20 protein-coding genes and 1 other annotated feature are annotated in these 24080 nt (G+C 34.8%); of the genes, 17 read left to right on the top strand and 3 right to left on the bottom strand.

Annotation, left to right across the window (positions count from 1 at the left end):
- Positions 1 to 103: 103 nt before the first annotated feature.
- Complete coding sequence (locus tag CN288_RS23045) at positions 104 to 1597, bottom strand: NAD(P)/FAD-dependent oxidoreductase (protein WP_098303182.1); 1494 nt, start codon at positions 1595 to 1597, stop codon at positions 104 to 106.
- 281 nt (positions 1598 to 1878) lie between these two features.
- Complete coding sequence (locus CN288_RS23040) at positions 1879 to 2358, bottom strand: hypothetical protein (protein WP_098303181.1); 480 nt, start codon at positions 2356 to 2358, stop codon at positions 1879 to 1881.
- A 273-nt stretch (positions 2359 to 2631) separates the two neighbouring features.
- Positions 2632 to 2843: a binding site (T-box leader), on the top strand.
- A 105-nt stretch (positions 2844 to 2948) separates the two neighbouring features.
- Here CN288_RS23040 and aspS point away from each other — a divergent pair.
- The 15 genes from aspS to CN288_RS29840 all read left to right on the top strand — a co-directional run bounded on the left by aspS (position 2949) and on the right by CN288_RS29840 (position 22768).
- A complete protein-coding gene (gene aspS, locus CN288_RS23035) occupies positions 2949 to 4247 on the top strand; it encodes an aspartate--tRNA(Asn) ligase (protein ID WP_098303180.1) in 1299 nt (432 codons plus the stop codon).
- Between the two features lie 236 nt (positions 4248 to 4483).
- Complete coding sequence (locus tag CN288_RS23030; protein ID WP_098303179.1) at positions 4484 to 5248, top strand: vWA domain-containing protein; 765 nt, start codon at positions 4484 to 4486, stop codon at positions 5246 to 5248.
- A gap of 15 nt (positions 5249 to 5263) precedes the next feature.
- Positions 5264 to 6034, top strand: a complete 771-nt coding sequence (locus CN288_RS23025; protein ID WP_098303178.1) for a protein phosphatase 2C domain-containing protein — start codon at positions 5264 to 5266, stop codon at positions 6032 to 6034.
- Positions 6035 to 6060: 26 nt separating this feature from the next.
- Entirely contained in the window at positions 6061 to 6426 is a 366-nt protein-coding gene (locus CN288_RS23020) for an EsaB/YukD family protein (RefSeq protein ID WP_026593080.1), read from the top strand.
- A gap of 33 nt (positions 6427 to 6459) precedes the next feature.
- Positions 6460 to 10470, top strand: a complete 4011-nt coding sequence (gene essC / locus CN288_RS23015) for a type VII secretion protein EssC (protein WP_026593079.1) — start codon at positions 6460 to 6462, stop codon at positions 10468 to 10470.
- A 119-nt stretch (positions 10471 to 10589) separates the two neighbouring features.
- Positions 10590 to 10859, top strand: coding sequence for a WXG100 family type VII secretion target (locus CN288_RS23010; protein ID WP_026593078.1), 270 nt, complete (start codon positions 10590 to 10592; stop codon positions 10857 to 10859).
- An 82-nt stretch (positions 10860 to 10941) separates the two neighbouring features.
- Positions 10942 to 13614: a tetratricopeptide repeat protein gene (locus tag CN288_RS23005; RefSeq protein ID WP_026593077.1), complete on the top strand. Its 2673-nt coding sequence runs from the start codon at positions 10942 to 10944 to the stop codon at positions 13612 to 13614.
- A 26-nt stretch (positions 13615 to 13640) separates the two neighbouring features.
- Positions 13641 to 16427, top strand: coding sequence for a hypothetical protein (locus CN288_RS22995; protein ID WP_141528001.1), 2787 nt, complete (start codon positions 13641 to 13643; stop codon positions 16425 to 16427).
- A gap of 70 nt (positions 16428 to 16497) precedes the next feature.
- Complete coding sequence (locus CN288_RS22990; RefSeq protein WP_098303176.1) at positions 16498 to 16932, top strand: SseB family protein; 435 nt, start codon at positions 16498 to 16500, stop codon at positions 16930 to 16932.
- A gap of 60 nt (positions 16933 to 16992) precedes the next feature.
- The gene (locus CN288_RS22985) at positions 16993 to 18426 is read left to right on the top strand and encodes a WXG100 family type VII secretion target (RefSeq protein WP_098303175.1); all 1434 of its coding nucleotides are present in this window, start codon (positions 16993 to 16995) and stop codon (positions 18424 to 18426) included.
- A gap of 12 nt (positions 18427 to 18438) precedes the next feature.
- On the top strand, positions 18439 to 18879 hold the full coding sequence (locus tag CN288_RS22980; protein ID WP_098303174.1) for a hypothetical protein: 441 nt from the start codon (positions 18439 to 18441) through the stop codon (positions 18877 to 18879).
- Positions 18880 to 19540: 661 nt separating this feature from the next.
- Entirely contained in the window at positions 19541 to 20398 is an 858-nt protein-coding gene (locus tag CN288_RS29845; RefSeq protein ID WP_255260044.1) for a hypothetical protein, read from the top strand.
- Positions 20399 to 20425: 27 nt separating this feature from the next.
- Positions 20426 to 21658 (top strand): PoNi-like cognate immunity protein, encoded by a 1233-nt coding sequence (locus CN288_RS22965; protein WP_098303173.1) that lies wholly within the window; start codon positions 20426 to 20428, stop codon positions 21656 to 21658.
- Between the two features lie 590 nt (positions 21659 to 22248).
- The gene (locus CN288_RS29025; RefSeq protein WP_098303172.1) at positions 22249 to 22518 is read left to right on the top strand and encodes a hypothetical protein; all 270 of its coding nucleotides are present in this window, start codon (positions 22249 to 22251) and stop codon (positions 22516 to 22518) included.
- Entirely contained in the window at positions 22493 to 22768 is a 276-nt protein-coding gene (locus CN288_RS29840) for a hypothetical protein (RefSeq protein ID WP_255260043.1), read from the top strand. The genes CN288_RS29025 and CN288_RS29840 overlap by 26 nt, the downstream gene beginning before the upstream one ends.
- Here the strand turns inward: CN288_RS29840 and CN288_RS29835 are convergent.
- Positions 22765 to 22893, bottom strand: a complete 129-nt coding sequence (locus CN288_RS29835) for a hypothetical protein (RefSeq protein ID WP_255260042.1) — start codon at positions 22891 to 22893, stop codon at positions 22765 to 22767. The genes CN288_RS29840 and CN288_RS29835 overlap by 4 nt on opposite strands.
- Positions 22894 to 22971: 78 nt before the next feature.
- Here CN288_RS29835 and CN288_RS22950 point away from each other — a divergent pair, with 78 nt between their 5' ends.
- Both CN288_RS22950 and CN288_RS29830 read left to right on the top strand, forming a co-directional pair.
- The gene (locus CN288_RS22950) at positions 22972 to 23394 is read left to right on the top strand and encodes a hypothetical protein (protein ID WP_090689970.1); all 423 of its coding nucleotides are present in this window, start codon (positions 22972 to 22974) and stop codon (positions 23392 to 23394) included.
- A 336-nt stretch (positions 23395 to 23730) separates the two neighbouring features.
- Positions 23731 to 23937: a pre-toxin TG domain-containing protein gene (locus CN288_RS29830; RefSeq protein ID WP_255260041.1), complete on the top strand. Its 207-nt coding sequence runs from the start codon at positions 23731 to 23733 to the stop codon at positions 23935 to 23937.
- Positions 23938 to 24080: the final 143 nt, after the last annotated feature.

The raw sequence follows: 24080 nt of genomic DNA, 5'->3' as shown, positions 1-24080 counted from the left end.
ATTAATGGGGTTCACTTTATAACACCGATTATGCCGGGGTTTCTTTATTACTTGTATTTACTATCAAAAATTACCTATCTATTCATCTAGGAGTTTTCCAGATTTATTGATTTACTGATGCAAAGGCTGTCTGAGAGAAATTAGGTATAATCTGATTTAATACTTTATCTAATGATTGACCATAGGCGGGTAAAAGTTCATCAAGGAAGCGCTTCCCTTCGTTAGATGAAGTGAGAATGGTCTTAACTAGTTGTGGATCAAATATAGTACACGGTGAGACTGCTAATGAGTTTACTGACCAATACATTCCGTATAGTTTGAAATCACGCTTCGTTGTTGCATATTTAAGAAATAAATCCATATATCTTTGGCCAAAAGAGATGCCTTTCAATTGCTGTGAACTCACATATTCGACACCTTTCCACTGTAAATCAGTAGCACAATTGAGCCACCAAGCTGGTTCGATTACATCTTGCATTTTTTTGAGAACCCTTTGTTCGAAATGAGGGGTAGGGTTATGTTGTTGTTCTTGCAAGCAAGACTCGAGCACTTCTACTTCAATTGCAGCAACGGTCATGCCTTGGCCAAAAATAGGATCGTAAATACAGAATGCGTCACCTAAGACTAACAATCCAGAGGGCCATCGCTCCATTTGTTCAAAGTGATGACGAAACAGTTCTGGAACACGATAACTTCGAGGGGAGCATATTGGTTCAAAATCGTACAAAATCTCGCCGATTATCGGACTTGGGAGCTGGGTAATAGTCTGTTCAAATTCCCCGGCATTTGTAGGAGGATAATGCCCACCAGGACGATAGATTAGCACCTCGGCTATATTATTTTCAATAAAGGAAAAGACACCTGTAAAAGTTTCTTTAGTGGGCTGCCCTGCAATGTTAATTGTGTCCCATTTTTCTGTGAGATGTTGGAGATGGGAAGGAACCTTATAGCGGCGGGTACTATATCCAAGAGAGACTTTCAAACGATCTGATTCCGGTACATCATAGCCGTAATTTTGAAGCCAATTCACGAGTTTAGAGGAGCGACCACTCGTGTCAATTATCAAATCAGCATGCAGTGAACGTTCTTGTTCAGATTTTCCACGTTCTGAGACTTTGACTCCTGTAACAACTGTTCGATCAATTGTCATTAATAAATCCATTACGTTATGATTTGTGAGAAAACTAACATTAGAAATTTTTTGTACTTGTTTACGAAGCGTCCATTCAAGCAAAGCCCTACTGAATTTAACATCATTTCGTGGATATTGCATTTCTATCGTGCCATATTGGTTCATGTTGTGGATGGTTTTGTTTAGTACTGAGGGTGCACCTTGTGCTACTAAGTCATTTTCATATCCTGGGAAGAGTCGGTCAGTAATTAATTTACCACGCTGGGTAAAACGATGTGGATGAAAGGCTTGTGGAGTACCAGAACGGTTGTCAGGTCTTTCTGGAAAAGTATCTTTATCGACTATAAGCACTTCTTTATAGTAGGTCGAAAGTACTCTTGCAGTTAGTAGCCCTCCAATACCACCCCCAATGATAATCGCTCGTTCTGTTTTGCCTGTTGTTAGTGCATAGTTGGTATGAGTCATAATTTTCAACCTCCATTTATTAGGTGAATTTTAATCAGTATTTTTCATTCCACACTGGTTATTAGAGATTGGCTGAGTTTTTTCCTGCTTGCTAAATTGAATATTCTGTATTAAGGCCAGTTGAAGAAGCTAGAATGGTAGCTGAAAGATAGGTAAAGTTTTTGAAAGGAAAAAGAATGAAATAAAAAAAGCGTTATTCGCTCCTAATATTGTTTAGAAAGAACAACGCAATGTATTTTAAAGATTATTACAAAGAATTTTTCTATTCTTATAGAGGAATTTCATTTTTGAGATTCCTTAAAAACAAAATGCTCTTTAAACTTTCTCCCTTCCACTTTCTGACCACTTCGCATTGTACGGAAAGGATGCTCTTGCCATGTAATCATCACATCTACTTTATCTGCTTTTACGGAAACAGGAAAATTCGCATGTTCAAATCCTGTTTTCCCACTTGCTAATCGAGCTTCTTTTAAAGAAAACAGTTCATATTTTGTCTCTGTTTTTGGTTCATTTCGAAATACTTCTACTCGAACGTTATAAACTTCAGTTTTTCCGATGTTTTGTACGGAGAAGTGATAGGTGTGAAAAACACCTTTTTTAGATTGTAACATGCCTTTTTCGGTTTTCTTTACTTCATCAATATTGACTTTCCATTGTTTTGAATTCTGTGAGCTGGGTAGTGATTGTGGGGAATAGGCGTACACTTGATTTGTAGTAATCATGCATAATAGCAAGAGTAAGGAACTGACTGTTTTTTTCATGTATAGACCTCCAGGAGAAATTTACTAATAATATGTGTGAAAAACAAATTGTTATGTAGTGAAATAAGAGTTTTTTGAGAAGAATGGGATTCATGATCTAAAAAAATTACAAGAATTTGAATGAATGTATCCAAAAGATCAAGTACGGATATTTTTTCATAAAAGGGAATATAGGAAAAGGATCACGGGGAATGAATTTAGAATTAAATTCAGAAAATAATAAAAAAACACCTTGCATTTTCTCTTTTAAAGGAATAGAATACTCTGTAAATATAAAAAGCGATGAACAGGAAAAGTACATGATGCAAGGGTCTCCAGAGAGCAATCGATTGCTGTGAAGATTGCGATACCGCATGATGGAAAGACACCTGTGAGCGTTGTTTTGAACGTGATGATTAGTAAAAACAAACGGTACCTACCGTTATCAGGTTTAAGATGGTCAGTATGACAATTTGGGTGGTACCGCGGAAAAATCCGTCCCTATTTATAGGGGCGGATTTTTGTATTTTTTGAAAGGAGGTGAGTGGCTGTGGATGATGACGATGACAACAATAATGTAAATAAATATGAGAATATAGGAGGGGAAAGTAATGGGTCAAACAATGAAGCGGTCACTCGTTCGTGAATGCAAAACATGTAGTAAAAAGGTAGTTTTACTACAAGGTTGGGTGAAAAAAATTCGTCATTTAGGGAATATCAGTTTTTTATTGTTACGTGATCGAACAGGTGTTATTCAATGTGTATTAGAAAAAGACTTGGCCGGATATAAAGTAGATGTAGAAAGTGTTGTTCAAATTATTGGCGAACTTGTGGAAACTACAAAAACAGAATTAGGTTTCGAATTGCTTGTAGAAGAAGTAAAGGTGTTAAATACTTCTGAACCACTTCCTTTTGAAGTGAATAAAAGAAAACTGCAAGTTGGTTTAGATCAAATGTTGAATGAGCGCGTTATATCGCTTCGGCATGAACGGATACAGGCTATTTTTACGATTCAATCTACGCTCGTACAGGCATTTAGTGAATTTTTACTAGAGAACGATTTCACACGTATATTTACGCCGAAAATCGTTTCACAAGGAGCGGAAGGGGGAGCGAATGTTTTTAAACTCCCTTATTTTCAAAAAGAAGCGTATTTAGCGCAATCTCCACAGTTTTATAAACAAATGATGGTAGCAGGTGGTTTGGAACGTGTTTTTGAAATCGCTCCTGTTTATCGGGCGGAGCATCACAACTCTTCCCGTCATTTGAATGAATATATTTCTTTAGACGTAGAACTTGGGTTTATTCATGATTTTCATGAGGTAATGGCATTAGAGGCAGATGTTTTACGTTATATGTTTGAACAAGTAGGCCGGAAATGTGAAAAGGAATTATCGCTCTTACAAGTTATGGTTCCAATCATTACAGAGATTCCAAAGATTACACTTACAGAAGCGCAGCGTATGTTAAAAACAAAGTATCGAAAAGACTCACCAGCAGGCGATTTAGATACAGAAGGAGAAAAACTCCTTGGAAAATATGTGAAAGAAACGTACGGAAGTGATTTTGTCTTTATTACACATTATCCGAAAGAAGCGAGACCGATGTACACGGTGCCGAATAAAGAAAATCAGGCTGTTACGGATTCTTTTGACTTATTGTATAAAGGATTAGAAATTACATCAGGCGCGCAGCGAATTCATGAGTATGATATGTTACTTGCTTCATTTAAAGAAAAAGGATTACATCCTGAAAAATTCCAGTCATATATCGATACATTCCGGTATGGCTGTCCGCCACATGGTGGATTTGGAATTGGATTAGAAAGGCTTGTATATAAATTTTTAGAATTATCAAATGTGCGAGAAGCGAGTGCATTCCCGAGAGATTGTACGCGTCTTGTGCCATAACCATAATAAAAACTCTTCATATAATGGAGAGTTTTTATTGTATTTGAGAAAGAAGTTGAGAATGGAAAATAACATTTGTCCGTGGAAGATGTATTCTTTTAATCATAAATTATTATATTGATAAATAATAGGAAAAAAATTCTATTATGCATTGAGAAATAGAAAATTCATACGTTATAATAAACTATGAATATAGAGAATACTTGTATAATTTTTTGTGAGAAAGGGTATGGAAAATGTTATATCAAACACAAGCAACACAGCAAACACCAGCGTATATTATTTACCTACTTGATGTGAGTGCATCAATGAATCAGATGATGGGTGCAGGAGGAGAGGAGAAGCGACGTATTGATATTGTGACAGATGCTCTTTCTTTAGCAATTCGCCAAATGGTGTTTCGTTCTACGAAAGGTAGTCGTTTGTTGCCGAGATATCGTCTATCTATTTTAGCGTATAGCGATCATGTCTTTGATTTATTAGGAGGCGTAAAAACAATTGATGAAGTCGCGAGATTACGTCCGTTAGAAAAAATCCAAACGCATCGTTTAACAGATACAGCAAAAGCTTTTTCAGTAGTAGAAAAATTATTGCAAAATGAATTACCAAACTTGCAAGAAGGACCAGCTCCCGTTGTTTGTCATATGACAGATGGAGCATCAACAGGTGAAGATCCGGAATCAATCGTACAACGGATTATGAATATGTCAGTACCAGATGGGAAGGTACTCGTTGAAAATATATTTATTTCAGATGAAATGATACAAGAACCGATTTCAAATATTAAACAATGGAAAGGCATTATGCCAGATACAAACATTTCGGACGAATATGGTGCAAAGCTCCAGCGTCTTTCCTCACCTATTCCTGAAAGTTATCGTGAAATGATGATTGAACATGGATTTCATATTGCGGATGGAGCACTTATGATGCTGCCTGGTACGAATGCTGATTTAGTATCACTTGGGTTTCAAATGTCCGCTGCTACGCCAGTTCGATAGGAGGTGGAAGGGAAGGTGATACATACTTTGCCGCAAGTGAAAGAAACGCTGTTGCAGAAGCAGAGCACGGAATATTTTACATATCGTTATAGCTATTTTAGAGCGAAGGAAACACAAGAGTTAAATGAAACCGGACAGGATTTTTTAGCGTTCCAAGTAAGTGGAAATCGTTTTATATTTGTACTATGTGATGGTGTTGGTATGTCTTTTCATGGAGAAATCGCAGCCGAATTTCTTGGGACAAAATTATTAGAGTTATTTGAAACTTATTTGGATAAGAAACAAGATTTTTCCACTATTTTAGACAAGAGTTTACAAGAGTGGAAGAAAGAAGCGATAGAAAAAGTGGAAGCGTTTCGGTTGCCACAAGATACCCCTTGGTTACTCCGGGATGTATTGGAAGAAAAACGAAACCATGGCAGTGAATCCATGTTTATTGGTGGAACAATTGAAGTAATTCCAAATCGAAATGAAGTGAATATCATGGTAGTTGCACATGGGGATTCATTCTTGCATTTATTTCAAGAGGATAAGAAGTGTCTTGATTTGATAGAGTATGAGAGAAATACAGAAAATAGATGGTCTACTCATCGCGGAATACTTGGTGGGGAGTTGGAAGTTATTTCGAAAACCTTAGCCAGAAAAGAAGCAAATCGGCTTGTTATACATTCGGATGGTTTGATGCCACTCCTTCATTATAATTTTGAAGAAGTAACAGAGGAAATCAAACGGGCACAGAGCTCTCCGACAAGTGATGATATTTCATTCCTTGATATTTCTTGGTAAGAACATGAGGAAAAAGGTGAATAAAGTTGGAAGAAATTATTGTGACGTACATAAAGCAGTCAAATGAAGAAATAGATATTGCGATTCCCAATGATGTAAAAGCGGAACAAATTATTGAAGCGATTTTACATCATGAAAAGATAGATGAAACATTAAGTGGAATCTATGAAATTCGAGCAGCAAAGGATAAAGAAGATTGGCATTCTATTCGTAATGATGCGACTTTGCGAGATAATGATGTCTGGGATGGTCAATATATTATGTTGCATAAAAAAGGAGCAATCATTCCTTCTTTTGAGATGTTACCAGCCAAAGAGCAACATAACGAATCTGTCATACCTGATGTGCCTTCTGATGAAGATGAAGGTTATGTATGGAAAATGATTGAATAGAATGTTTTGTGAAAGAGGAAGGAGAAATGTTTTGTGCAGAAATCACCATATTTTCAGCGCTCTCCGCGTATGAAAGTAGATATACCAACTGGAAATATCGTCATTCATGATCCGCCAAATATACCGGAAGAACCGAAGTTTTCAATTGAAACGATCATATTGCCAGCGGCGATGACACTTTTAACATTTATATTATACTTTGTGATGATGAAAGTGATGAAAATGAATTCAAGCTACTTGCCGCTTATGATGATTTCTAGTATCCCGATGTTAGGATCCTATATATTTACAGGAATGGGGTATATACGTAATAGGAAAGAACATCGTCAAATGGTTGAACAATTGAAAACAAGATACTTAGAACAAATTCAAAAACACCGAGTAGAGTTAGATACATTAAAGGTTGAACAAGCGAAGTATTTGATTACTCAAAATCCAAGTCCGTTAAAAAGTGTGCAACGAATTGAAAATCGAGAAAGTAATTTATGGGAAAGAACTCCGGAAAGTCCTGACTTTTTAGATATTCGTATTGGAACAGGATCAAGACCATTTTTAGTTGAATTAAAAGTTCCCGAACAAAGGGGTTATGAAGAAAATACATTAGTTACAGAAGCCCAAAATGTGAAAAGGGACTTTACAACAATTCCTAATGGGCATATTTCAATCTCTCTGAAAAAAAATGATGTAATTGGTGTAGTTGGGAATAAAGAAGATAGATTGAACTTTATTCGAACTGTAACAACACAAATTATGACGCATCATGCTCCAAATGAAGTGAAAATAGCAGCGTTTTATCATGAGAGAGAGAAAAAACAATGGGATTGGATGAGGTGGCTTCCACATGTATGGGACGAGCAACGAAGCATGCGTTTTTTAGCGGAAAATGAACAGAATGCTCAAAAGTTAGCAGAATCATTGTTTACACCGCTTAATATGCGTCGAATCTATAATTCTTCAGCACAAGCAGATGAGAAAGTACCATTAATTCCAATGTATATTTTCTTCTTATCTGCAAGAGAATTTTTAGAAGATGATCCTCTTATTCCTATGTTGCTCAGAGAAGGAGAAAGTGTGGGCGCTTCTACATTCGTATTTGCAGAACAAAAAGAACGATTGCCAATGGAATGTGATATTGTTATTAGCTTAAATGGAGAAAACGGTGAATTAGTTGAAACATTTTCAAACTCGGCTGAAAATAGTGGAACAACACGTGCTAGTTTTAAAGTGGATCGTCTTTCGTTTGAACGTTGTGAATTAGGCGCTCGTAGTATCGCACCGATTCGAATGAAAAGCTCTACAGCAGCTAACATACCGAAAGTATTAACGTTTTTAGATTTATTCCAAGTGAAAAAAATGGAAGAATTACAAGTTTTAGATCGATGGAATGAAAATCGCTATCCAACTTCATTGCCGGTACCAATTGGAGTAAGGGAAGGAAGCAAACCTGTATTTTTAAATATCCATGACAAAATTGAGAAAAAAGGACACGGACCACATGGACTAATGGCTGGTACGACAGGATCAGGGAAAAGTGAAGTTATTCAGTCTATCATTGCAGCCTTAGCGGTTACTTATCACCCTCATGAAATGGCATTTATGCTAATTGACTATAAAGGTGGGGGAATGTCCAATACATTTTCGGGGTTACCGCATATCATTGCATCGATTACAAACTTAGAAGATCCAAATTTAATAGAGCGTGCAAGGATTTCATTGAAGGCGGAGTTAGAAAGAAGACAAAAACTGTTCATTCAAGCTGGAAATGTCCAACATCTTGACGAATACTATGAAACAACTTGGCGCGAGAAAGAGCCATTGCCGCATTTATTTATTGTTATTGATGAGTTTGCCCAAATGAAAAAGGAACAACCAGAATTTATGGATGAACTGATCAGCGTCGCTGCAATAGGTAGAACGTTAGGGGTACATTTATTACTAGCAACGCAGAAACCATCTGGAGTTGTCAACGATAAAATTTGGAGTAACTCTCGTTTTCGCATTTGTTTGCGCGTACAAGATGACGCAGATAGTCGTGAAATGCTAAAAATTCCAGATGCATCTAAAATTAATGTTCCTGGACGTGGATATTTACAAGTTGGTAGTAATGAGATACTAGAACTCTTCCAATCAGCTTGGAGTGGAGCGCCATATAGTCCAGATGAAGAAAAGGTTGTAGAGATCGTTGATTTCACAGAAGTAAAGCTTTCGGGTAAACGAATAAAAGTGAAAAAGCGACCGAAATCTATGACGAATAGTCCAAAGCAATTACAAGCATTTATTCGATATATACAAACAATATCTGAGAAAGAAAATATTAAACCATTGCCAGGACCTTGGTTGGCGCCTTTACCAGAGAAATTATTATTAAATCGATTCTATGAAATAGAGAATTGGAACATGGATTTATGGAAACAAAGAGAAGAAGATTTGCAGGTAACAGTAGGATTGATTGATGATGTCGCAAACCAAGCGCAATATCCTTTGAAATTGGATTTACAAGAGGGCCATTTAAATATTTATGGCATGCCAGGTACAGGGAAAACGACTTTGTTACAAACAATTATTATGTCTCTAGCATTGTCTCATACACCAGAGGAAGTAAACTTCTATGTGGTTGATTTCGGTCGCATGTTTTTAGACTTTAGAGATTTACCACATGTGGGTGGAATTGTACAAGAAGACGAAATTGAAAAAATGAAACGGTTGTTCAGCTTTTTGAAGAAGGAAGTCACATATCGAAAAGAATGTTTTTCTGATATGGGAGCAAAATCTTTCGCGATGTATAACCGAATGGTAGAAACAAAGATTCCAGCTATTGTCATCATGATAGATGGTTATATTAGATTCCGAAGTGAGTATGAGAAGGAAAATGAAATTTTAGAGCAATTATTACGTGAATCAAGTACGTATGGTATTTATTTTTATTTTTCGCTCAACCAAACAACCGACATGTTTGACCGTGTTCGTAACAACATTCCGATGGCAATTTCGTTTGAATTACAAGATAGAACTGAATATTATAGCTTAGTTGGAAGACCGAACTTCCCATTAATTGATGTGCCATCTGGTCGTGGTTTAGCAAAAGGACAACCGCCAGAATTATTCCAAGCAGCATTACCTTTCATTGGGGAGAATGAATTAGAATATTCTCAGCAGTTAAAAACAATTATTCAAAAAATGGATAGAGCTTGGAATGGAGAGAAAGCAAAGGCAATTCCAATGGTTCCAAAAGAGTTGTTCGTTGAAGAAGTGCTAGAGCAATCAGAACCTTCACAAATTTGTGCTGGTATTGAAACAGAAGATATTCGTTTACAAAGCTTTTCATTAGAAGAAATGACAAATATTTTTATTGGTGGAAGAATTGAAGGTGGTAAGACATCATTATTACAAACACTGATTTTTTCTCTTACCTATCAATATGCACCTGAAGAAATTGAATTAATAATGATTGATTTAAGCGAAAGAACAACAGGTATTTTGGCTTTAGGAGACTTACCTCATGTTAAAAAGCGCATAACTAATGACATGCAATTAAAAGAACTGTTAGATGAGTTACTTGAAATAATAAATAGCAGAGAAGTCGTAACACCACCTTTGAATCCAAATGAAAAAATAGAACTTCCATACTCGAGGATTATGATTGTTATTGATGATATTGATCAAATATTGGCGTTATTATCTGCTGATTTTGATGCGAAAAATAAAATTGAGCAAATTGTCCAAAACGGAAGAAATAAAGGAATTCATTTTATTACGGCTGCTACGACTTCAAGTGTAAATAGTTACTCTCATGAAAAATGGTTTGCAGAAATTAGAAAAAGAAGCTTTAGCTACTTATTAGGTACTACGCAAAATAACGACTTGTATTTCTTTAATATAAAACTACCACATGTAGAAATGGACCGAGAGCTAAGTAGCGGTGAAGGGTATTTTGTACGCAGGAAGCAGATTAAAATAAAATGTGCTTTTACGCCTTTACATTTGCTTCAAGATTTAAAGCAAAAGATTGCTAGAAAATGGATAGGATCGACAAAAAGAGTGTAAAACTTGGGTAATTTACAAAAAAATACTATTTTTTTGTAAATTACCCCTTTAAATATTGTGTGAATATAGTTTATAATCTAATTGTTACAATATTAATTGATTGAAAGGGGAAATACAGGATGGAAATTAAAATTACGCCTGAAGAACTTGATCGAATTGCTGGTAACTTTATTAAAGCAGCAGGTGAAGCACAACAACAAATCAATAACCTTGGAAATGACATTGGTAATTTAAATGGTCAATGGTCAGGGTCAACACAAGCAAAATTCAATGCGAATTTTAATGAAGCTAAACAAGAAATGAACAAATACATTCCAATTCTACAACACATTTCTGATGAATTGAAAAAGATTGCTACTAACTTCCGTAACGTGGATAACTCATATTAATAGTAGAACAATTGCAAAAGGCCAGGAGCTATTGTTCCTGGTCTTTTCTTTAAAAATCGTCATATGAGAGTAAGGGGATAAAATGGGATTTCGACCAGAAGTAGGAGAAAAAATATCTTTTCATACAGATGTTTATAGCTTTACAAAACATCCAGCAGTTATTGGTATTGAAATGCCATATGGACAAGAAGGTAGACAAGGGATTGTATACCAGCTCCAGCATGAAAATAGTCCAGAAAGAATTGCATTAAAAGTTTTTAAAGAACGCTATCGTGATGAAAAACACCAGCTGGCATTTTTAAAGCCGCTTTCTCATCTAGTAGGGCTTAAAGTATGTTCACGTTACATTGTTACGAAAGAGGAACACACAGCAGCTATTGAGAAGTCAGAAGAACTTGCTAATAGTATTGTGATGCCGTGGATCGAAGGACCAACCTGGGCAGATATTTTACAAGAACAAAAATTCTTATCAAAGCAACAATGTTTTTCGATTGCCGAGGCGTTTCTTACAACGTTAAAAACAATGGAAGAGAATGAAATTGCACATAATGATTTATCATCTAGTAACATATTAATTCCTTATTTAAGTGAGAATCCAATTGAAGGTCAACATCATATTGAACTTGTTGACGTTGAGCAAATGTATGGCCCAAAAAGCAAAAGGCCTTCTCTGTTACCAGCAGGTTCAGCAGGCTATGCGCCACAATTTTTAAAGGGGGGTGTATGGCAAAAAGAAGCAGATCGCTTTGCTGGAGCCGTTTTACTAAGTGAAATATTAGGTTGGTGTAGTGAAGAGGTACGAAATAAGAAATGGACAGATGCTAGCTATTTTAAAACGGAAGAAATGCAGACAGAATGTGAACGATATACATTGATTAAACAGGTATTACGTAATCAATGGAATGAGCAACTTGCGCAGTTATTTGATCAAGCATGGAATAGTAAGAATTTCATAGGATGTCCGAGTTTTGCACAATGGTACGATGCATTTAATAGTGTTAGAGATATGATTAAAATTGATGCGGAGAGAAAACTAGAAGAAGAGCAGTCTCTTTTTGTATCGAAATGTTTGGAAATTGCAAGATTACTAGAAGAGAAAGGCTTTAAACAAGCAGCGTTATTTGAGTATAAAACGATTTTCAATTCATCACATCCATCAACTGCTCTAAAACAAGAACTAGCTTATATCATTCGGACGATAGAGAGTCAAGAACCTGAAATGAATCACAAACGGGTGCTACATGGTTATTTGGAATTAGCTACTGAATTGGAGAGAGAAAACAATGCACATTTTGCTTGTTTCGTCTATTCACGAATCGTACAATTTCCAAACATTGATCAAGCGCTAAAACAGGAAATTGAGAGTATCATTGAAGAGATAACAGAACAACAAGAGGCAAATGTAACTGAAGAAGTAGCTGCTACAACAGTTCCAAATAGCATTTTGCAAAACCGTAAACAGACAAAGAAACAAGTTGAATATGATATAGATGATGAAATTTTAAATGCCAAAGCGTCGAATCAACCGCTCACATTAACACATGAACAAAGAGAACCATCTGCATTCTCAAAATGGTGGGGTAAAAATAAAAAGCGTATACTCATTGTTGGGTCCATTGTAATTGTAGTTGTTGGGGGGACATTGTCGTATTATTTCTACACAAAGAACTCAAAATACCAACAATTTATGGAACAAGCACAGCAAGCGTATCACGATAAAAAATATAAATTAGCAGAAGAAGCTGTAACCCATGCTATCGCAGTAAAAGGAAAAGATGAAGCACATCTTCAATTAGCGACAGTTTATGTTGCGGAAGGAAAAAATAAAATCGCTATCGACTATCTTACTAAATTAATAAAAGATCGGGAAATTGATAAAGACAATAAAGAAGCAGCATATTTATTAGCCACAGCAAACTTTCGGATTGGAAAATACCAAGAAGCAGTACCGAATTTTGAACAGGCACTTGCAAACAATGCAAAAGGAATTGAAATGTATAAAAAAGATGCGATGCGTGACTTAGCCGTTAGTCACATGAAAATGAAAGAGTTTGAAAAGGCAGAAAATGTAATCGTTAAAATGAGTACAAATACAGATGAAGATAAGGCAATCGTTTCTTATTTAAAAGGACAGTTAGCAACTGTAACCGTCCAATTAGATAAAGCTGAAGCATTCTTTAAAGAAGCTATTAAGCAAGACGATAAAAATACTACATATGTAGTTGAACTTTCCAATCTATATGTACTTTGGAATAAGACGAATTTAATTGATAGTGCAAAAAAAGAAGGCAACTACCAGCAAGCATCACAAGTATTGCAAAATGCAATCCAAAAGAATCCCCAAAATATTGAGTTATTAAATCAATTAGGAATCGTTTACTACGAGGCGGGGCAGTTTTATGAAACGCGTGATGGTGGCAAGAGTAATGCTGCATATCAAGAGGCCTTAAAGGCATATAACGGGGTTGTAACTAGCGGTATGCGCGACATAAATACACTTGTTAATATAGGGATTTTATATGACAAAATAGGACAAGGAAATGAAGCGGAACGTTTTTTCTCTGAAGCATATTCGCAAAATGATGAAGACCCACATGTGAACTTTGCGTATGGAATGTTTAAAATTAAGCAAAAGAAATATGAAGAAGCAAGTCGATTCTTAAGAAAAACTGTACAAGCTAATGAAAACCAAGCTGAAGTGCAAACGGCACAAGAAAAGTTAGCAGAAATGAAAACAAATGGCTGGATCCAATAAAGATGGGGAATGGGGAGAAAAGCGATATGGAAGAAAATAATAATTTAGGTAAGAAAGTAGCAATATCTATTATGTCAGCAGCTTTATTAGGTACATCCGGATATCTTATTTATGATAAAGGTTTCAATAAAGCTGACAAAGAAGCAGTAAAATTAGCAAGTAATACAGAAGAGAAAAAGGATGATCGTATTACCGGTGGAAACGGTTTACAATCTATGTTTCCTAATTTAATTAGTGACCCAGCAAAAAAAGATGAAAAGCCAGGAGAAAAACCAAACTTTAACTTAGCAGACCTAATTGGAAATAATAAATCACCGATTACACCAGTAACCTATAATCCAAACGAAGTGCAGATTGAAAAAAAAGATCCTGATATTAGGTTATCAGATGCACCAGCACCGCCAAAGCCTGAGCTACCGACTAATATGGGAGGACCGGTGGTAGATCCGAATAAGAATTTGCCGGATCCAGTGAAGAATCCAACTACTATAGAGCCGCCGAAAGAACAAGAGGGTAATGGTAATACTGGAAACAACAGTAATACTGGAGACAACAGTAATACTGGAAACAATAGTAATACTGGAAACAATAGTAATACTGGAAACAATAGTAATACTGGAAACAACGGAAATACTGGAGACAACAGTAATACTGGAAACAACGGAAATACTGGAGACAACGGAAATACTGGAAACGGTGGAGGCGATGGAACTACGGAACCAGAGAAACCAAAACCAGAGAAACCAAAACCAGAGCCAGAGCCTACACCACGTCCAACGATAACAGTATCACCAAAAACAGGTGATATTTTAGTTGAGTGGATTGCTGGAGATGGAAAATATTACTCATCTGTATTCTATAATGATTATTATGGCAGTAAAAAAGGACAGGATGCCAATGCATTAGATACTCTAACTAAGTATTCTACAGAAAAAGAAGACTGGAAGCTCGTTAGCCAATTGAATACACAATCAGAAGCAAAGACGGTAGCTGAACATAAGTTAACATTAGATAATTTGGACCAAATTCTGAGCTCATCAAATAAAAATTATTCAAATCATAGAGAGTTATTCTATTTACGCAATCAAATTAATGTATTGAATGAATCGGTTACAACACAAACAGAGCTGCAATCTTATTTAAATGACAATAAGAAAGCGTACATTCAATCAGTTGCAAAAAAAGTGTATAAAACAGCGACAATAGAAGAAAAGGATTGGCTTGATAATGGGAATACAGCATCTTTAGAACAAGCTTTAAGTAAATATTATTTGATTACATCAGTTTTTGAAAGTGTGGATCCTGATTTAGTAAAAGATGCAAATCAACGTGTAGAGAAGATTTTCTACAAGCTACTCGAAGAAGAATTGAAGAATATGGACATTCAAACGCCAGTGGTAGAAGAAACTTCAAAAGAGGCTGCTAAAGAAACAGGTAGCAACGAAGAAACAAAAACAAAAGAAGATAATACGGCAAAAACAGAAGCAATCGAAGCGTCTAGTGAGCAAGGGGCAAAAGGGGAACTTGTGAAAGGAAAGACAGAGAACAAAGAGAGTAAAGATACTAAGGAAGAAAAAGGTAACAAAGGCACAAGTGACCAAAAGAAACCAGAAAAACCAGATCAAACTCAGCAAGTAATTGAGCAAATTGAAACATATTTCAACCCTGAAAATTTACAATACGAAAATGCTTTATTATTAGCGGATCAATGGATTGATAAAGCAAAAGGTGAGCAACAAGAAAAACTAACTCAGCAATTTAATACAGCTGTTGCTGGTCTTCAAGTACAAATGAAAGATCCTAACGTTTCCGTTACAGATGCTTTAAAGAAAGCGAAATTATTATATGGTACAACAAGAGTAGAAAAATCTGTTCAAGATGAAGCAAAACAATTGTTGATGCCATTTATGTTTGAAATGAAAGCAAATGAGGCTGCAGCAAAAGGAGAATATTATACAGCTGTATTAAATATCGCGAATGCGATCCGTACACAGCATCCATTAGAGCGCTCAAGAGAAGAAATGGTAAGTTATGCGAATCAACTTTGGGAAAGTACAGAGATCGAATGGGGAAAAATTAATGGAACAACAGGCTGGCAAAAGAAAGTAGAGAAAACGGTGCTACCATCATACACATTACTGGCACAGTTAAAAGATATTGATAAAACAATTGAACAAATTAGTGGTATGAATATGATTGATCCTGCGTCTAAAAAAGTAGAGGGAATTCAACTTATCCAAATAGCGAGTGCAGAAGTAAATAAAGACGGACAAACGCACCTTTATAACGCTTTACATTATTATGGTCAAGCGGCTTCCCGTGGCGTTATTGAGACAAAAGGATTTACTAATGTAGCAAATGGTGTATTAAAAGAAGCACAACAGGCAGAAAAAACTGATTATAGTGGTGCTTTAAAAATTTATCAACGTCTATATAAAACACCAGGAATTGAAATAACTGGAGTTAAAGATCAAGTGAAATATGCGATTGATTATTTGGGCACATTTGATGCTGCAAATAAAAAAGCAGTGAAAATAACTACTATTGAGGATTTAGCTTCAGTAATTGAATTAACGGATCAAGCAATGAAGGCAGGGTACCAAGAAAAAATAGCAGTAGACTTTATGGCGTCGGCCGCTACTACTATGCTGGAGACGGGAAAAACAGCCTTTGAAGGAAAAAATTTCAATGACGCATATAAATGTTTTGAGTTTTTAACTCGTCCACAATATGCAACAACTATTGATGGAGAATTGCGACAAAAAGCTATGAATTATTTAGAAGATATTAAGAAAATGGATGCTCAAAAGTAAATATTTGTGAAGTTCGCCATCTTATCTCAAGTAAGATGGCGAACCTATTCTCATTAAGGGGTGAAAGAGAATGAGTTTACTAGAAATTTGTCCGTTAGATGAGGCGCTAGTAGAAGCATTGCAGAACGAAGAAAAAAGAGGGCATTTTTACGATGTTTTACAAAAATCAAATTTATACGTTGTTGCTTCCATAGAAGGGGATACAAATACAGATGAAGACGGCAAATTGATTTCTACAGACAATACACAATTGCAAATTCATTATTTTGAAATGGAAGAGGGATTAATGTTACCGCTTTATTCAGATTTAAAGCATTTAGAAACGGTAATTCCAGAAGAATGTCCTTATGTATGTATGAATGCTGTTGAATTATTACAGACAGTAGATTTAGAGGCGAATGTGATTTTAAATCTAGGGACACCATTTCAAAAGTTATTTGTAAAGGAAGAAATCGAAGCCATTTGTGATGGTAGTATCTTTGATATTTTTTCTAAAGAAGTATAAGTAATAATGGATGCAGTTCCTGCTCTTTTTGGTATAAAATAGAGGAAGGTGGGAGAAGGTTTGGAGATTAAAGTCAAACCCGAACAACTCGAACAAATTGCCAAAAACATCTCAAAAATGCAGAGACACAGCCAGAATGTACAACAAGATCTTAATCAAGCGATGTTCAGTATTCAAATGCAGTGGCAAGGAGCAACGAGTCAGCGTTTTTATGGGGAGTATGTGCGATCGACGAAACTAATGGAAAGGTATATACATAACTTACAAGAAACAGAAAAAGATTTACGGCGCATTGCCCAAAAGTTTCGTCAAGCAGATGAAGAATATCAAAAGAAACAAGCAGAAAAGGCAAAAGAAACACCGAAAAAGAAAAAGAAAGAAGAAAAATCGTGGTGGGAAAAAGGGTTAGATGAAGCAGCTGAATTTTTTGGTGTAAACGATGCGATTAGAGCAGTTACAGGAAAAGACCCTAGCACTGGAAAAGAGCTATCGACAAAAGAAAGACTCATTGCGGCAGGCTGGACGATTTTAAATATTACTCCGATTGGAAAAGTTGGAAAAGGAATTAAATTTGTTGGGAAAAAAGTTGGAAACGCAATTCTTGATGGAGCGAAGAAAGTATCAAGTAAGCTACATGAAGGCGTATCTTTCTTGGCATCAAAAGCAAAAGGGCTAAGTAATAAAATAGGGGATCTGTGGAATAAAGGAAAAACGAAAGTTAAAAACGATTTTATAGAAGCTGGTAAGGCATTCCGTTATGCGATGAAAAAAATGGGAGAATATGTGCCGAAATTTGGTGGAGGCCCTATTCCTGTAATGGAAGGTGCAGGCAAGATTCCTAGTGGAGGAAAGAACCTGCTGAAAGATGCGTATCAGTATATGAAGGATACTGGTGAGAAGGTTTTTGGTAGTGGTGAGAAGGATGTTGGTATAGAAGTAAATGGTAATAGTGTAAGAAAAACCGGCATAGGTAAAACCGGTGAAGGGATACCTTTAGAAGAGGTAAAGCCAGATGTACTTAAACAGATACATGCTGATGATAAGGGAGCATATGGATATTTACCAAATGGAGGGACTGCATACCATAAACCGGAATATGATTTTACAAATGTTGAATGGACAAAAGAAATGCAAAATATAAGAAAAGATTATCTTGATGCATCTAAGCAATTAGAAAGTAATATAGAAAGAATGACATCTGAAGGGTTTTCTAAAGAAGATATAGCTAGACATGTTGTAGAATCACGTAATCAGCAAAAAATTGTAGCAAGGGGAGATATGACCGCTACGGAGAGAGCTGGTTTAGAGGAAAGAAATATTAAAAAATACGGTAATCCAATAGGACCAACAGCTGAGAGTATGTTTAATAAGATAAAAGATTCATACATTGATAAAGGGATTTATGAATCAGATGAACAAGTGTGGGGAATTATTATTCAAAAATCTATGCAAAAAGATGATGTAATAAATACACTATTAGGATTAGTACATTAGGAGGGGGAACTTATGATAATACTGAATAATTATTCTAAGGCTGGGACATATATTATATTAGAGCCTAGCGGATATTCAATAGTTGAAAAAAATAAAATAAAGTTATTAAGACAAGGTGTAGGAGGATTTAGTGAAGATGGACAATTGTTAGGCATTTATGTTGATTCAGATAAATTCTTTTTTATACATAATGAGAAGAAATATGAGGCAATTCCTGATGAGATAATCTGTATAAATGAGAGAACAGATGATGGAAAACGTAACTTTAAAGTTAAAATAATGAATAAGATTGTATGTAATATTACATATAAACCTTATATAAGTCCATTTGTTTTAACTTTTGGCGATGATGAGGATGAATTTGATTTTTTACTATACCTAAGCAATTTGATGTTAAGTAAAGATTCCATTTTAAGCTTTATTAAAGGAATGAGGAAATTAAAAAAATCTTAAGAAGTTATAACATAAGGAGTATAATTTTACCGTAAAACTACAAATCATCTGAATTTATAAATTAAAACGAAAAATAATTAAATCACAACATAAAGAAGAGTGTTTACTCTATTATATTAATAATGCAGTATGGAGTAACCAAAAGGAATAGAAGAAACTAATTTTGTTTTTAGTAATTTATATTAGGTGGATTTTGGTAATTCAACGTTAAAAAATATAGATTTTGATTCTACAATTATAAGATATTTGTAGTAGTGACTGGTATTGTTAGTTTGCTAGACCATGAGAGTAAACTAGCAAGATAAGATGTAAAGGCAAACGGTAGCAAGGTTAATCTAGAAAATGGCTGAGAATTTAAACTGGAAGATGTAGATAATCTTCCAGTTTTTTTATTTAAATGAAAAAATAGATATAATTAAAAGAAGGGAATATAAGAAAAATGAGAAAAACTATGAAAAATTGTTTAAAAGTTTTAACTAGTAACTGAATTTTTCAATGTAAACGACAGTATGAGGGTATTTACAGGTAAAAAGATCCCGTCACTGGAAAAGAACGATCCACAAAAGAAAGGCTCATTGCGGCAGGGTGGACGCTACTAAACTTTGTACCAATTGGAAAAGCCGCGAGCCTTGCTGGAAAAGCAATTAAGTATGGCGGAAAAATGGTCATAGGAGCAATAGAAAAAGGAGGAAAAGCTCTTCTTGATGGGGCGAAAAAAGTATCAAGTAAGCTACATGAAGGCGTATCTTTCTTGGCATCAAAAGCAAAAGGGCTAAGTAATAAAATAGGGGATCTGTGGAATAAAGGAAAAACGAAAGTTAAAAACGATTTTATAGAAGCAGATAAGGCATTCCGTTATGGGCTGAAAAAATTGGGAGAGTATGTGCCGAAATTTGGTGGAGGCCCTACTCCTGTAATGGAAGGTGCAGGCAAGATTCCTAGTGGAGGAAAGAACCTGCTGAAAGATGCTTATCAGTATGTGAAAGATACTGGGGAGAGGTTTTTTGGTTCTGGTGGAAGTAAAAAAACAAATGTGGATGACTTTAATGCGGAAACAGCTACAGCTAAACAAAAAGGTAATTTTGGTGAAATAAAATCAGGTGATAATTTATTAAACAATCAAAGTATAAAAGATGCTGGATATGACTTAAAGGTAATAGGCAGGGATTTACCATCAACCATAGATGATAAAATAGTAAAAGGGATTGATGGATTATACGAAAATACAAGTGCAGAATCAAAGATCAAATATGTTATTGATGAATCTAAGTTTGGTAGTTCACAATTAGGAAAAACTAAAGATGGATCACAAATGTCAAATGATTGGTTGAGAGGTACGAAAACTAAAAAAAGTAGAATATTGAAAGCTGTTGATGGAGATAAGCGATTAGCAGATAAGATTACGAAAGCATTGGAAGATGATGAAGTTGAAAGAGTACTATCAAAAGTCGATAGTAGTGGAAATGTGAAAACATATAGAATAGATGCAAAGGGAGATATTATTGGAGAATGGCCATAATTTAGAAGCTAGGAGGAATCAAATGAAATGAGAGATCATTTATGTATAGAAGAAAAATGTAGAGAAGGAATTGAATATAATAAAGAATTTATTGAAGAAAATAGAGAGGATATTAAAAGTTTAGAAGAAGATGAAAAAAATGGTATTCAAAGAAAACCTAAAGATAATAAAAGTATTATAGAAGGAAGATATCTATCAAATTTTATTTATGAGTTGGAGGATATTAATGCAAAATACTCTTTAGGGGAAGCTATCAATACAATGGAAGTAGATTTTGAGAATGCCGTTATTGATTTGGAGCATATAGGGAAAAGAGAAGTTGGATATATAAATCTGATTTGGATGATATCTTTAGGAATTTTATTAGAAACGGATAAAAAGAATATTGTAAGTTTAGCCAAGATAGTTGAGAAGGAAAATATTAATGATTCAGTGATTGATTTTTTATTATGTGCTAGTGATATCGGATACACAAAAATCACCAATGTTTATTTTAAAGAAAATCCATATGCAAAAACAAGAGAGATTATAGAACTTGCGCAATCAGATAAGAAAGAAGCATCTAAAAGATTGAAAACGTATATGGAAAAAGAATGGTTTAAAGGACATTATGATTATGAATGGAAAAATGCGCACAAAGAACCTGGATATGTAGGGTTTTGGAGCTTCGAGACAGCAGCACTGGCAAAGATATTAGAACTTGATGATACAAGCCTAGTAAATAATAATCACTATCCATATGAATTGGCGCATTACAAGAATTCAATGAAATTCAAACACATCTCCTTAAGTGAATATAACAATGAGGATGAGATGGAAGAGATAGATGAAATAATAGAAGGAATTGAAAATAATCCTTTATTGGAAAAAATTATTCCTTCAAGATGGCATTCGTTTGTCAATGAATTGATACATGATTATGAGATTCTAGATGATAGTGAGTTTTATGAAAAATACAAAAAGCTGATAGGACTAGATCAAATTTGGTTTTTATTACAAGAGTACAAAAAAGAAAATGAGCAAAAAAATCTCTTGGGAAGTTTAATTGTTTTTGCCCTTGCAGAAAGAGATTATATTTTACAATTGGACTATAAAGAGGAATTAGAGGACTACGTTGATAGTATCAAAAATTTCTGGAATGATTCAAAAACAAAGTTAGTTCAATTTATATTAAATAATGATCAGAATTATTATGCATTGGTACCGATAGATGGAAATATTGGGAATATGTATGAGGTTATTGTTAAAGATGTAAAGTAAATGTATTTAAAAACCAGTAAAAGATCTATTTTGTTGGTTTTAATGAGTAACTTTTCAATCAATCGAGTACTGTTAAGGGATATATTAATAAATGTGTGTAAACTAAGTTAAATTGAATGAATGATAAAATGGGGGTATTTGGAAAATCCGACTACCACTATTTTTTTAGTGGGCTTGACTTTATAATTTAGGGTACGGGTAACCTTATTGGAAAAGTTTTAGAAGATAGGTCTAGAGTCGTAAGAACTAAACTATCTGATTCATATGCCAATAAAATAAATTAACAGTAGTGTTAGAACAGTGAAGTGACTGTTAGCAGTTTTATTGTGTTACTTGTTGGTTTATCTTTATAATTTGAACCGGAAGATTGGTTATATCTTCCGGTTTTTTATTTGAATGAAAAGATAGATATAATTAATAGAAGAAAAATATAAAAAGCTAGAAAAAATAACGAAATATCGTTTAAAAGCTACATCAAACAGCTGAATCTTTAGTGTGGATGATGAAATCAGAGGAATTATGGGGAAAATCCTTGTAAAGGTAAAGAGCTATCCATAAAAGAAATGCTCATTGCGACAGGCTAGACGCTTTTGAACGTTATTCTGGTTAGAAAAGGCCTTCTTGATAGAGCGAAGAAAGTATCAAGTAAGCTACATGAAGGCGTATCTTTCTTGGCATCAAAAGCAAAAGGACTAAGTAATAAAATAGGGGATCTGTGGAATAAAGGAAAAACAAAAGTTAAAAACGATTTTATAGAAGCAGATAAGGCATTCCGTTATGCGATGAAAAAATGGGAGAGTATGTGCCGAAATTTAGTGGAGGCCCTATCCTGTAATGGAAGGTGCAGGCAAGATTCCTAGTGGAGGAAAGAACCTGCTGAAAGATGCTTATCAGTATGTGAAAGATACTGGGGAGAGTCTCCTGGGTAGTGGTGCTAAGATTACAAGTAATTCGATTGAAACTTTAACAAGGGACCAAGCCAGACAAGTGGCAGAAAATTTATTGGAGAGGGGAGAAATTAGTCTATCTGATTTAAAATCAATGATTCCTTCAGGCATTCCAGACTCATTTGTATCCACAGGTACAATTGTAGATGGAGCGAAGTATTAGTTTACACTTGCCGATGGACAAAAGGCAATAATACGATGGCATGCACCAGACCCTGTAGCTGCCAGTAAGTATCCAGGATCAGCATCAGGTACTCGCTGGACAGCGCAAGTAAAAATAGGTAACAAACAATTAAAAATAGATGGGACTTGGACGAAAAATCAATCTTTAAATGAAGTTCATATTCCAATAAGGGGGAAATGATAATGAATCTAGAAGAGTACGAAAATTTACCTGATGTATTACCAGTTGAAACATTAGTGTCAATGTTTCAAGGGGTATTGAATGATTTTGAACAAAAGAAAATAGATACAAAAAACTTTTTGCTCATTCTTAGTGAATTGATGGATAGGCAAGTTATGACCTATGAGCTATTAGAAAGTGAAGTAAGAAACCATATAGACATGGTTCTTAGTGAATTATGGAATACAGATTCTTATGATGATGTGGATATAATTCTTTCACTTGTTGTAAATCTAGGATTGAAGAATTGTTTTCAAAAAATTAAGGATTGTATAAATCAAGATAAAAATATAGATAATCTAATATTAAAAGAAATATTAGAAACGATTGATGAGGTTGGAGATAATATATCGAATCCATATTATAATCTAGAAAGGTATAAATAAAGATCTCAAAGGATTTTGTATAAAATTAGGCGATAAGATATAAGTTATAGATCTTTACAAGTAGAGTTCTTGTATGATTTTTGTAAGATTATTTTATGGTATAATTTGAAAAGCAATCATTCCCTAGGAAACTAGCAGAATTATTTTACACAGAACGTTTTCCTACGAGTTAGGCTTTTGAGAGGTTTAGAGGTTGAATGGTTGCTCAATTTGAAGATGTATTTTGTATTTAGATAAAAAAGAGGAAAATAAAATCAGTTGGAAGGCTTATTTAGTCTTCTTTTTTTATTGACATGAAAAAAGAATAGCAGGAGATTTAAATCTGTTAGGAAAGCTGTGATATTATCAAAATCTTTATCAAATAGTTGGAGTTTTAGTGTGTATGGTGATATCAGAGCAGTTACAGGAAAAGACCCTAGCACTGGAAAAGAGCTATCGACAAAAGAAAGACTCATTGCGGCAGGCTGTACGCTTTTGGACATTATTCCGGTTGGAAAAGCCCTTCTTGTTGGAGCGAAGAAAGTATTAAGTAAAGCTACATGAAGGCGTATCTTTCTTGGCATCAAAAGCAAAAGGGCTAAGTAATAAAATAGGGGACCTGTGGAATAAAGGAAAAACAAAAGTTAAAAACGATTTTATAGAAGCAGATAAGGCATTCCGTTATGCGATGAAAAAATGGGAAAGTA

Origin of the sequence: Bacillus sp. AFS023182, assembly GCF_002560575.1 — a bacterium.
Taxonomy (GTDB): Bacteria; Bacillota; Bacilli; order Bacillales; family Bacillaceae_G; genus Bacillus_A; species Bacillus_A arachidis.
Note: the sequence above shows the minus strand (reverse complement) of the source record. Positions and strands in the feature narration are given on the sequence as shown.